The sequence below is a fragment of the Gammaproteobacteria bacterium genome (assembly GCA_016765075.1).
Taxonomy (GTDB): Bacteria; Pseudomonadota; Gammaproteobacteria.
The window spans coordinates 1-11,291 of the sequence record JAESQP010000030.1 but is presented as its reverse complement, the minus strand read 5'-3'; the positions used below and the strand labels follow the sequence as shown (position 1 = coordinate 11,291).

Here is an 11,291-nt window from a genome sequence, read left to right as displayed (position 1 = left end):
TTGTGCTTTGTATAGCAATCGCGGGTGCTGTTTTAGCATCCACTGCCTGGCATGGTGGTGAAGTGGTTTATCGCTACGGCATAGGCGTGATATCACTGCCCAAGGTCGAGGGCGATGGTCACGATCATGCGCATGGCGCTGCCGATCAAAATACGCAAGAAAGTCATGACAATCATGCAGCAAGCAGCGATGCGGATTCAGGCAACACTAATACCATGCCCGCAGACGACGGTCATGACCATAGCCATTGAAGACCAAGAAAATATTTTTATAAAATACATGTTTATCTACCTTGCAAGATATCATTCATTAAGCGCCAGCCAGGTAAAAATTGGTCCATAAGGCGCCGAAAATTCGCATTGTGGTAACGCTCATGCAGGTGCACCATTTCATGAACTAATACATACTCAAGACATGCTGCCGGTTTCTTAGCTAAAGCTAAACTTAACCAAATGCGCTTATCTGTGATATTGCAACTTCCCCATTTGGTTTTCATTTTTTTAATGCCGCAAAAATTCACTGGCTTTTTAATGATCGGCTGCCATATTTTTAGCAAGCACGATATTTCAGTGGCTAATTGCTGACGATAATAACGGTCGAATACCAAGGCACGTTTTTCTTTACTCGTATTCGGGCGTACATAAATGATTATCTTGTCGCCATCTAAAGCCAGCTCATGTTTACCCTGTCGCTCAACAACTTTAAGTAAATAGCGTTTACCTCGATAACTGTGATATGCACCCGAAACATACTGCGGCTCAACGTATCTGGGAAGTTGTTCAATGTTCGCTTGTTTTTGTTTAATCCATGACACACGTGAAGCCAACATTAAACGAATATCTTCGTCGCTAACATGGTGTGGTGCAGATAACCTGATTCTGCCTCCCTCAGGGTATACCGTTAAACGCAGGCTTTTAATATTTTTGCGGACCACCTCTACAGAAATATTTGAAATCGTTATTGTCGAGTGATTACGATGACTATTTATTTTTTGCAAACTAAAAAACCTGTAAATAAGAGTAACCCTTAAATCGAAAACACATTTTCTCGATAAAATTTAAGCTCGGCAATAGAATCGCGAACATCTTGCATCGCCAAATGCTCTGAGCTTTTTTGAAAGCCTTTTGCCACTTCAGGCTTCCAGCGTTTGACTAGCTCTTTAATAGTACTGACATCAAGATTGCGATAATGGAAATATTTTTCCAGATCGGGCATGCAACGGTGCATGAAACGTCTGTCCTGACAGATGCTATTACCGCACATGGGCGATTTATTCATATCAACATAGCGACTAACAAATTCGAGAGTTTTATCTGTCGCTGTTTGCTCGGTATCATTACTGGCTTTAACACGCTCTGTAAGACCTGAGCCACCATGTTGCCGTGTATTCCATTCATCCATAAGGTCGAGCAGAGAACCGGGTTGATGAATAGCCACTACCGGCCCTTCTGCCAATATATTTAATTCGCCATCGGTTATAATAGTGGCAATTTCAATAATACAGTCATTATCGGTATCGAGCCCTGTCATTTCCAGGTCAACCCAGATCAGGTTATTATCATTCTTCACAATAAGTTCTCACAAATAATTTTGGCTATTCTAGCAAAGACTAGAAGCGACCGTGTAAAGCATGTCTAAACTGCATAATACCGGTCTGGTCATCATGCGCCACGGTGCTACCGCAGAGGTGTTGACAGAAGATGGCACTATAATTACCTGCCATCAACGTAAATCAAAAAATGCCGCCATCGCTGGCGATCACGTTGAATGGCAAGAAGGCACTGATAAATACGGCATTATCACCAAACGTCTACCACGTAAAAACGTCTTAGCACAACGCAAAAATATTAAGCTGGTCAAAGAGATCGCGGCAAACCTTGATCAAGTGGTTATCACTTTCACCATAAAACCATATTACGATCAATTTCTTATTGATCGCTATATCGCCATTGCAGAACAACAAGGTATTACACCTGTTTTATTGGTGACCAAACTTGATCTTATTAAAGGCGATGCTAGCGAAGGTATTGAGAAATTAATGGCTGTCTATCGCGATATTGGTTATCAGGTTCTGAGCGTAAGCCAAAACGATCAGGCCGGACTTAATGTGGTACGTGATGCACTAAAAAATAAGGTCAGTGTGCTGGTTGGTCAATCAGGCGTAGGAAAATCATCGCTTGCTACTGCGATCTTACCGAATGTAACCATTGCTACTGGCAAATTGACCGCATACGGTGACCAAGGCAGTCATACAACCAGCACAACGATATTGTACGCCCTACCAGCGGGCGGTTATCTGGTTGATTCCCCTGGTGTGCGTGATTTCTCAATGTGGGATCTTGCCGCAGATGAGCTGGCAGCCTGCTATATCGAATTCAAACAGCATACTGACGAATGTAAATTTCACAACTGTCGTCACTTAAATGAACCCGTTTGCGGCATTAAGTTAGCTGTAGATCGCAAACAAGTCAGTGAATTACGTTACAACAGTTATGTTGCAACGTACAACGTCCTAGCCAGCGATCAATAATGCGATCACTTCTACGGGGCGTTCTGGCTCAACTAGCATCATCGCAGTAATAATCACGAAGGCACGTGTGATTAATATACCTTTGGCTTGCGCTGAATGATCCTCCCGCGCCTCATTATTGCCTTGCAATAATTGACGGCCAGCAATAATCTGCAAAGCATACAACACGTATAATGTGATCAACAACATGATATGTGTCCAGATCATCATTGAGAAAATCTCTTCTTGTTCAATCAGGCGGCGATACCAATCACGCGTCGAGTAAAGATAAAATGGCATACAGATATCATAAACAACTATCGCGCTCATAACGGGTATATGAAACCATAATTTTCTGCGGTAGCGGTAGGCCAGCAACATTAAAAAATAGGTAAAAATTGAAAGTAAAACTGGGCCAGAAAAATTCATATTAAAGGTTCTTGTTAAAGCTGCAGACGTCCAGCAAAAGCATGCGCCAGCGTACCGGTATTGACATATTCCAGCTCGCCACCAAAGGGCACACCGTAGGCAATGCGGCTGGCCTTAAGTTCATGGGCTCGCACCATTTCACTAATATAATAAGCGGTTGCCTCACCTTCAACGGTGGGGTTGGTAGCAAGAATAACTTCTTGTATCGTACCTCCGCTTAAATGCTTGTCTAGTAAGTCCAGGCCAATATCGTCAGGGCCAATATTATCAAGCGGTGACAAATGCCCCATTAGCACAAAATATAAACCCTTAAACGCCGTAGACTCTTCAATAGCGATAACATCTGCTGGGGTTTCAACCACACAAAGCTGCGCCGCGTCGCGCCGCACATCGCTACAAATATTACATAACTCCACCTCGCTAAGCGTACGACACTTGCTGCAATAGCCAACTTTTTCCACTGCTTGTGACAGTATATTGGCCAAATGGTTGGCACCTTGTCGGTCACGCTCCAGCAAATGAAATGTCATGCGCTGTGCCGATTTTGGCCCAACGCCAGGCAAGCAACGCAAAGCGTCGATCAACTGAGTAATAAGTGGGGAATACTTCATAGAGTTATGGAAGCCATGATTAAGCCTAAGTAAAATACCCCGAAGGCACACACAGAAGATTGACCACTAACATATTTAAGAAATATGTCATGGCGCACATTCATAAATAAAACCAGAGATAAGCCCCTAAGGGTAGCCTGATTCTTCTTCGTTTAACTGTATGTCTATAACCTTCCACCCTGATGAATAATTGGACTCATTGGCAAATATTATTCGGCCTTGTCCTTTATAAAGGGCAATAGTTCTCACATTATCAGCTCCTTTGAAATTAAAGGGAATCCACCGTTTCCCGGTTTCATGAGAGATTCTTGCAGTGGGCTCTCCGGCGAGATCATAGACTTCTGCCATCCCCATTCCTGGCCTAATGATGGTGATGGGCTCCTTTGTGCTGCTTTTTGTAGAGGCCACTGTTGCTGCTGGCTTACTTGGCTCTTCGGCGCTGTTTTCTGATGCAGCGGCAAGCGATGCGCTGCCCTTTGTATATTGCTCTACTGTCCCCTTATCCAGATGGCGAAGTGATTTTTTGGCATGTTTTCTTAATTTGCGGTGGCTACCGTTGCTAGCAACTTCTTCTAGCGTATCCCGGTATCGCGCATTGCCAGATCTGCCCAGCGCCTTAGAGGCCCAGGACATAGCGTCTACCTGGTCGCGAGACGGGGGTTTCTGGTAGCTTTCAAGCAGCACTTCAGCGAGAACGTCTAGTACCTGCTGATCTCTTTCCCCCGTATTATAAATGCTCTTGGCTGCATTACGGATGCTAATTGGACCACCATTAGTTAGCAAATCAATATTACGTTGCCCAGCAGGACTAAGTGCGTGAGTGGATAGTGACAACAATAATGCCAAGACTAGTAAGGATATGCTAAATAATTTATTCATGATCATGATCTCCAAGTTTAGTGTCTTATATTTTTATGGTGTACTGTGAAGCCGGATTAAATTGGCCGGTTTGATCGTTTAACTAAACTTAGCTAAGTTATCGGCTAAATGATTGACGGTCTCCTAAAATGGCATCTTCATACCAGCAGGCAAATTCATGCCGCCGGTCACTGCGCCCATTTTTTCTTTGGTTGTCGTTTCAACTGTACGCACGGCATCGTTCACTGCCGCAGCAATCAGGTCTTCAAGCATTTCTTTGTCATCCATTAAACTGTCATCAATGGTGACTTTACGTAGATCATGACGACCAGTCATGACAACGCTCACCAAGCCGCCCCCAGCTTTGCCGTCAACTTCCATCTCTGCTAGTTGTTCTTGCGCTTTTTGCATGTTCTCTTGCATTTTTTGCGCTTGTTTCATCAAACCACTAATTCCACCTTTCATCATTTTTTCACCTTTTCATTTAAGCTAATAAAATTAGTTGTTACGTTCACTCCTAGCACGTTTATTCAACCGGGCGTATCGAATCCTGCTGCATTTCTGCACCAAACACTTCTTTCAATTGTTGCACAGTATGGTCATTCTCTAATGCAATACGTGCCTTATCTACTTTTTTATCATAACGCGCTTTAACGATGGCAGCGGGTGTATTAACCGCTACACCTAGCGCAACCACTAACTTGGTTGTTTTACCAAAGCGCTGTTGCAACGCCTGCTCAAGCCGCTTCTCTAAACGCTCATTATTCAAATGTGGCTGTGACTTATTGAGTGTAATATTAAACACGCTATTGTTATGACTCTGTAGTACAGAATTCATTGCCAATTCACGCACCAATGCCTCAATGCCTAACGACTCAACAATTGTTTCCCATTCATTAATGGCTGTATCAATCACTACCGACACATCAGGCGCAAGCTGTTTGACTTGTTCCGGTTTAACTGGCCCGGGCTTAACTGGCTTGGGTTTGACCGGCTGAGGCTTAAATTGTTCTACTTTAATGGGTTGCGGGTGTGTAGTAAGTTGCACTGCTGTGTCTGCGTCAGGTACAGGGCTAGACTTAGCCGGGCTTGTCGGACTTACGTGAGCTACTGACTTTTTTTTTGAGGCAGTGGCCATTGCCATTGCATCTGCTGCTGATCTGGGCTGCGCTTGATCAAAAACAGGCGCTGGCTGTGGTGTCGATAAAACCTGTTGCGAGCTATCACTTTCTGCTGGTGTCGCGGTCACAACAGCAGCGCCACGCTCTGCTGGCTTAAAGGCCAACATACGTAACAAGGTCATTTCAAGACCACTACGTGTGTCGGGTACATAAGGCATATCGCGTCGCGCCATAATAGCGATTTGATAAAATAGTTGAACATCTTCAGCACCGATACGATCGGTAAATGCGCTCAGTTCTGTCCGTGTTGCTAAACGGTCATCGTTTAATTGTGGATGCGCTTGCAACATAGCAATTAAGTGCAGGCTGCTAACTAACTCAGCCAGCACGGCATTGGCATCAGCACCCTGCTCCATCAAGGTGCCGACAATTTCTAATAAACGTGCAGCATCGGCATTAGCCAAGGCTTCAAGCAGAGACACCACATAGTCATGGCTAATTGAGCCCAACATACTGCGCACATCATCGGCGAGTATTTTGCCATTAGAAAACGCAATAGCCTGATCAAGCAAACTCAAACTATCACGCACACTGCCTTCGGCCGCAGCAGCAATTTGCGTTAAAGCGGCTGTTTCAAATTCAATGCCTTCACTTTTGAGTATCTTTTCTAAGTGGCCACTAATCGCCTCTAAGGGCAAGCGTTTGAGATTAAACTGCAAACAGCGTGATAATACGGTGACCGGCAATTTTTGTGGGTCAGTCGTCGCCAGCAAAAATTTCACATGCGGTGGCGGTTCTTCCAGTGTTTTCAATAATGCATTAAAACTGTGTTTAGAGAGCATGTGCACCTCATCAATGAGGTACACCTTGTAGCGCCCACGTGATGGCGCATAGGGCACGTTATCAAGCAACTCACGGGTGTCATCGACCTTGGTACGTGATGCCGCATCCACTTCAATCAAATCGATAAAACGACCTTCATCAATTTCAGTGCAGGCACTGCACTGACCACAAGGCTCAGCCGTAACACCTGTCTCACAATTGAGCGCCTTGGCGAAAACGCGGGCGATAGTGGTTTTACCGACACCACGGGTGCCGCTAAATAAAAAAGCGTGATGAACCCGCTTTTGTTTAAGGGCATTGGTAAGCGGCGTCACCACATGCGTTTGACCGACGAGTTCGGTAAACGACCGTGGCCGCCATTTGCGTGCCAGAACCTGATAACTCATTGCGCTATATTAACGGTCTCGGTAGTAGCTGCAACGCTACTGAAATAAGGGAAATAAGGTAAGAGGCAACTCGCGCCCGCCTGACCCCAACACACGTGTCCACTGCTGCCGCTGCTCCCTTCCAGGCCTGACGGGGTTCACAATATAACGTTGCGAGAAGACAAGCGCGAGCCGCCAAACCCAAACCAGGCATTATACGCGATCAACCTCTTCTCTGTGATTGCTTTAATTGGCACTCAGCTACAATCTATTGATTATTATAAAGTAACATCATAAAAGACCGCATAAAAACCCAATTAGATGTGTACAGCACTGCGGTGACTTCCCTAGCCTTTTAACCATCCTAGACTTCCCAGCGTTTACTAGACACTGATTGATTGCAAAAACATGCTTCTTTCAAATTTAGCTGGTGATACACCGCCTAATATGTGAATGACACCTTATTAGTGTGTATTCCGAGGCAGGCTGCACGCTAAAACACCTTAATAAAATTAACTATCTCAGTTTTAGCCTCTTTTAGTTTTAACCAGTAATAGTCCATTTGCCATGGTAATAGTTTTTTTCTATCATAACAATAGGAACTATTAACTTTATTAATTTAATAGATTTTATTAATATTGCCCCGTAGACAAATTTTTTAGTTTTTTTAAATTTTAAACTCTCTTAAGGAAATCGACACATGGCGTTAATTAATACACAAATCAAACCATTCCAGGCCAGCGCTTTCAAGCAAGGTGAATTCTTCGATATATCTGACAAAGACGTTCAAGGCAAATGGGCTATATTCTTTTTCTACCCTGCCGACTTCACCTTTGTTTGTCCGACTGAACTTGGTGATATGGCCGATCATTACAAAGAGTTCCAAAAACGTGGCGTAGAAATCTTTTCAGTCTCTACCGACACTCACTTTACCCACAAAGCCTGGCACGATGCATCTGACACCATTGGCAAAATCCAGTACACCATGATTGGTGATCCAACTGGCTTAATTACGCGCAACTTTGAAGTCATGCGTGAAGAGCAAGGTCTGGCAGATCGCGGTACGTTTTTGATCGACCCAGACGGCGTTATTCAAACCATGGAAGTCACTGCTGAAGGTATTGGTCGTGATGCAGAACAATTGCTAAACAAAGTCAAAGCAGCACAATACGTAGCAGCAAACCCAGGTGAAGTTTGCCCAGCTAAATGGAAAGAGGGTGAAGCAACCTTGGCTCCATCACTGGATCTGGTTGGTAAAATCTAAGTTCACTTAAGGTAAAGCACAAGCCAGCCATAGCAGTAACGTGACTGGCTTGTGTTTCTCTATGACTCAGTGCATACACAGTTTTATAAGGAGACGAATATGTTAGATGCAACAATTAAAACGCAACTGGACACCTATTTAAAAAACCTCGTCAATCCGATTGAGATTACTGTGTCCGTTAATGACAGCACCAAAGCGCAAGAATTACTTAGCCTGGCAACTGAAATTGCCCAGCTATCAGAAAAAATTACACTAAGCAAAAGCACCGACTCTGAAGGCCGCGCACCCTTAATGGCCATTGGCCCAAAAGGCGAAGCTGCACGCGTAGAGTTTGCTGGCATTCCTATGGGGCATGAATTTACCTCATTAATATTGGCACTACTGCAAAGCGGTGGTCACCCATCTAAAGTCGAACAAGCCATACAAGATCAAATTAAAGGTCTAGATGCAGAGTTAAGCTTTGAAACCTATATTTCTCTGTCATGCCAAAACTGCCCCGAGGTTGTTCAGGCATTAAACCTAATGGCTGTACTCAACCCAAAGATTAAACACACCATGATCGACGGTGCGTTATTTCAAAACGAAGTTGAATCACGCAACATCATGGCCGTACCCGCCATCTACCTCAATGGTGAACCCTTTAGCCAAGGCCGTATGGCGATTGAAGATATTCTCAATAAAGTTGATAGCGGCGCAGCCAAAAAGCAAGCGGCAGCACTCTCAGATAAAGCCCCCTACGATGTGCTCATTGTCGGTGGTGGTCCAGCCGGCGCATCAGCAGCCATTTACGCCGCACGTAAAGGCATTCGTACTGGCATCGTCGCCGATCGTTTTGGTGGCCAGGTAATGGACACCATGAGCATCGAAAACTTCATTTCTGTTAAAGCAACTGAAGGCCCGAAACTGGTAGCCAACCTTGAACAACACGTACTCGACTATGACGTCGATCTCGTTAAAGGCCAAAAAGCCAGCAAACTTACCGATAAAATAAAAAACTCTGGATACCTTGAAGTGACACTCGATAGTGGTGCCGTACTAAAGAGCCGTTCCGTGATTTTGGCCACTGGCGCACGTTGGCGTGAAATGAACGTGCCTGGTGAGCAAAAATATCGTGGCAAAGGCGTTGCCTATTGTCCACATTGTGATGGGCCGTTGTTTAAAGGCAAACGTGTTGCTGTTATTGGTGGTGGTAATTCCGGTATCGAAGCTGCTATCGACCTCGCTGGCATTGTCGAGCATGTCACCGTATTAGAATTTGCCGACAAACTGTTAGCAGACGAAGTGCTGCAACGTAAAGCACGTTCTTTGAAGAACATCGACATCATCATGAATGCTCAAACCACTGAGGTGCTTGGTGATGACGAGCGAGTCAATGGTCTTAATTATACCGATCGCACAACAAATGAATCACATAAAGTTGAGCTAGCAGGTATTTTTGTACAAATCGGTTTGCTTCCTAATACCGAATTTCTCGAAGGTGATATTGAGCTGAGTAAACGCGGAGAAATCATTATCGACGATCGTGGCCAAACCTCCATACCCGGCGTTATGGCCGCAGGTGATGTCACCACTGTCCCTTATAAACAAATCATTATCGCTATGGGCGCTGGCTCTACTGCCGCACTGAGCGCATTCGACCACTTGATTCGCACCTCAGCACCTGAAGAGACAGTGGAAGATAAAGCCGCCTAGAAGACTGATAAGCATGAAAAAACCGTTATGGTGAAAGCCATAGCGGATTTTTCATACAAACATCACCTGTCTTTTCTATATAAACTCACTTCCGTTCTTCAAAACGATTGTGTCGCTTTCTTGCTCTTTTTTGAGATATCAAACAAAATCCTGAACTTTATCAAAGAGTGCTAAGACCGCATTATGCGACGTTTCTTTTGAGCAAAGCCACAGAACACGCGTGCCACCAAAAAATGCAACAACCAGCCCTAAACCTTACCCGATCATTGGAACAAATGCAGCTCTAAAAAATAGCGCTGTAAAGACGCTAACCAATACTATAGTGATCAAATATTTTTGTACTAACTCACAAGAAACTGCTCTCTTTTTGAATCCGAGATCACCGATTCCAGCGTTCATTTCATTCCCATCGCAGATGTTAACTGTCGCGATCAAGTCGGTCATAAATCTTGAACAAGCAACTTAGCACCGGGAGTTCCAAACAGCTCATTAAACACCGGGTTTGTCTTCTGGGACAACACCTTGAATCCGTTGCGTTCAAATGCTTGTTGGCCCCGCTCATTACCAATCAGGCACAAAGTTTGCACCCGTTTAAAACCTTTTTTCCGCCCCTCTTCAAGAACGTGCATGAACAGGCGATCAAGTATCCCTTTGCCACGAAATTTCGGCAGAACGGCAACATTTTCGATCCCCCAAATATCGGGCAGATCCTCGGGAAATCCTAACGTCGCAACCGTGAGGCGATCGAGGACTCCGGCCAAACGTTCTGCGGAATAGTTGAATTCTTGTTTCGCAACGCCAAGCTCTAATTCGGCCAAAATAGGAGAACCCTCAACCACGGGTACAAACCCACACATGGCAGCAACGGGCGCCCCGCCCACCTCAGCAATCCGAAATCTCGAAACGTGGGACCAAGGCAGAGCTGGAATTTGAGACATACGCTCCAACAATATTCGGGTTCGCGCTTCGGGTTCATGAAAAATCACACCCCAAGGCGACTCGGCGAGGTGAGAACGCGCAGCCGTAAACATTACCCAACCAAGGAAAGGGATGTCTTTGTTCTGCGCAGGCCGAATCTTCACTTGCACCATACTTTCCTCTTAAAAACACATTGCCTGGCTTTACACACAAGCACAAATAAAAACACTAAACCAAAGAAACTACTTCACAACTGACGAGCTAGGTAAGAATAATTTTATAGCCGCATAACGTTTGAAATAACCGGCGTGTTTTTTACGTCCGGTTTATTGACTTGTTATGTGCTCTTTTTGGCGTGAATTTAATTTCAACGTCATAACCTACTGCATCAGCGTATTGCTCAATCGTTGATAATTTTGGAGAATTAACTGAGTTTGCATTCTCTAGCCTAGAAATATTGCTTTTCTGTGTATGCAGTACATCAGCAACCTGCTCCTGGGTTAACCCCGCTTTTTGGCGAAGTGCGATGAGCTTTTTACGTAATGCATAGGCTGGGGCTAGAGATTGATACTCTTTATTAACAGCAGCTTTAGAAAGTGCTTTATTTTTAAAATCTGTTAGTGTTGATCTGCTCATTTTGAAACCTCTTTCATTCGCTTTTTTGCTAAGTCCAAATCCTTT

Annotated in this window: 13 protein-coding genes and 1 other RNA gene; 4 read left to right on the top strand and 10 right to left on the bottom strand. The window is 44.5% G+C overall.

What is annotated here, in order from left to right; all coding sequences use genetic code 11:
• A partial coding sequence (locus tag JKY90_01690) for a hypothetical protein (GenBank protein ID MBL4850981.1) occupies positions 1 to 251 on the top strand: 251 nt, incomplete at its 5' end.
• Positions 252 to 283: 32 nt separating this feature from the next.
• Here the strand turns inward: JKY90_01690 and JKY90_01685 are convergent.
• The gene (locus tag JKY90_01685; GenBank protein ID MBL4850980.1) at positions 284 to 961 is read right to left on the bottom strand and encodes a M48 family metallopeptidase; all 678 of its coding nucleotides are present in this window, start codon (positions 959 to 961) and stop codon (positions 284 to 286) included.
• A gap of 65 nt (positions 962 to 1,026) precedes the next feature.
• Positions 1,027 to 1,572, bottom strand: a complete 546-nt coding sequence (gene orn, locus JKY90_01680) for an oligoribonuclease (GenBank protein MBL4850979.1) — start codon at positions 1,570 to 1,572, stop codon at positions 1,027 to 1,029.
• 58 nt (positions 1,573 to 1,630) lie between these two features.
• On the opposite strand from orn, the gene rsgA reads away from it, so the two are divergent.
• Complete coding sequence (rsgA, locus tag JKY90_01675) at positions 1,631 to 2,530, top strand: ribosome small subunit-dependent GTPase A (protein ID MBL4850978.1); 900 nt, start codon at positions 1,631 to 1,633, stop codon at positions 2,528 to 2,530.
• On the opposite strand, the gene JKY90_01670 is transcribed toward rsgA, so the two are convergent.
• The 6 genes from JKY90_01670 to ffs all read right to left on the bottom strand — a co-directional run bounded on the left by JKY90_01670 (position 2,513) and on the right by ffs (position 6,924).
• Positions 2,513 to 2,938 carry a hypothetical protein gene (locus JKY90_01670; GenBank protein ID MBL4850977.1) on the bottom strand — a complete coding sequence of 142 codons (426 nt, stop codon included), beginning with the start codon at positions 2,936 to 2,938 and terminating at the stop codon, positions 2,513 to 2,515. The two genes, rsgA and JKY90_01670, sit on opposite strands and share 18 nt — an antisense overlap.
• A 14-nt stretch (positions 2,939 to 2,952) precedes the next feature.
• Complete coding sequence (gene recR / locus JKY90_01665) at positions 2,953 to 3,549, bottom strand: recombination protein RecR (protein ID MBL4850976.1); 597 nt, start codon at positions 3,547 to 3,549, stop codon at positions 2,953 to 2,955.
• Between the two features lie 126 nt (positions 3,550 to 3,675).
• A complete protein-coding gene (locus JKY90_01660) occupies positions 3,676 to 4,428 on the bottom strand; it encodes a hypothetical protein (GenBank protein MBL4850975.1) in 753 nt (250 codons plus the stop codon).
• A 123-nt stretch (positions 4,429 to 4,551) separates the two neighbouring features.
• On the bottom strand, positions 4,552 to 4,875 hold the full coding sequence (locus tag JKY90_01655; GenBank protein MBL4850974.1) for a YbaB/EbfC family nucleoid-associated protein: 324 nt from the start codon (positions 4,873 to 4,875) through the stop codon (positions 4,552 to 4,554).
• 58 nt (positions 4,876 to 4,933) lie between these two features.
• Entirely contained in the window at positions 4,934 to 6,757 is a 1,824-nt protein-coding gene (dnaX, locus tag JKY90_01650) for a DNA polymerase III subunit gamma/tau (protein MBL4850973.1), read from the bottom strand.
• A 70-nt stretch (positions 6,758 to 6,827) separates the two neighbouring features.
• An RNA gene (gene ffs, locus JKY90_01645) (signal recognition particle sRNA small type) lies at positions 6,828 to 6,924 on the bottom strand.
• A gap of 512 nt (positions 6,925 to 7,436) precedes the next feature.
• On the opposite strand from ffs, the gene ahpC reads away from it, so the two are divergent.
• Both ahpC and ahpF read left to right on the top strand, forming a co-directional pair.
• On the top strand, positions 7,437 to 8,000 hold the full coding sequence (gene ahpC, locus JKY90_01640) for an alkyl hydroperoxide reductase subunit C (protein MBL4850972.1): 564 nt from the start codon (positions 7,437 to 7,439) through the stop codon (positions 7,998 to 8,000).
• 99 nt (positions 8,001 to 8,099) lie between these two features.
• Positions 8,100 to 9,692, top strand: coding sequence for an alkyl hydroperoxide reductase subunit F (gene ahpF, locus JKY90_01635; protein ID MBL4850971.1), 1,593 nt, complete (start codon positions 8,100 to 8,102; stop codon positions 9,690 to 9,692).
• Between the two features lie 440 nt (positions 9,693 to 10,132).
• Here the strand turns inward: ahpF and JKY90_01630 are convergent, their stop codons facing one another.
• On the bottom strand, positions 10,133 to 10,783 hold the full coding sequence (locus tag JKY90_01630) for a GNAT family N-acetyltransferase (GenBank protein MBL4850970.1): 651 nt from the start codon (positions 10,781 to 10,783) through the stop codon (positions 10,133 to 10,135).
• Between the two features lie 142 nt (positions 10,784 to 10,925).
• Positions 10,926 to 11,246, bottom strand: coding sequence for a helix-turn-helix domain-containing protein (locus JKY90_01625; protein ID MBL4850969.1), 321 nt, complete (start codon positions 11,244 to 11,246; stop codon positions 10,926 to 10,928).
• Positions 11,247 to 11,291: the final 45 nt, after the last annotated feature.

Coding starts and splice junctions, on each gene's coding strand:
- rsgA (MBL4850978.1), top strand. CDS start 1,631: ATGTCTAAACTGCATAATACCGGTCTGGTCATCATGCGCCACGGTGCT.
- JKY90_01670 (MBL4850977.1), bottom strand. CDS start 2,938: ATGAATTTTTCTGGCCCAGTTTTACTTTCAATTTTTACCTATTTTTTA.
- recR (MBL4850976.1), bottom strand. CDS start 3,549: ATGAAGTATTCCCCACTTATTACTCAGTTGATCGACGCTTTGCGTTGC.
- JKY90_01660 (MBL4850975.1), bottom strand. CDS start 4,428: ATGAATAAATTATTTAGCATATCCTTACTAGTCTTGGCATTATTGTTG.
- JKY90_01655 (MBL4850974.1), bottom strand. CDS start 4,875: ATGATGAAAGGTGGAATTAGTGGTTTGATGAAACAAGCGCAAAAAATG.
- dnaX (MBL4850973.1), bottom strand. CDS start 6,757: ATGAGTTATCAGGTTCTGGCACGCAAATGGCGGCCACGGTCGTTTACC.
- ahpC (MBL4850972.1), top strand. CDS start 7,437: ATGGCGTTAATTAATACACAAATCAAACCATTCCAGGCCAGCGCTTTC.
- ahpF (MBL4850971.1), top strand. CDS start 8,100: ATGTTAGATGCAACAATTAAAACGCAACTGGACACCTATTTAAAAAAC.
- JKY90_01630 (MBL4850970.1), bottom strand. CDS start 10,783: ATGGTGCAAGTGAAGATTCGGCCTGCGCAGAACAAAGACATCCCTTTC.
- JKY90_01625 (MBL4850969.1), bottom strand. CDS start 11,246: ATGAGCAGATCAACACTAACAGATTTTAAAAATAAAGCACTTTCTAAA.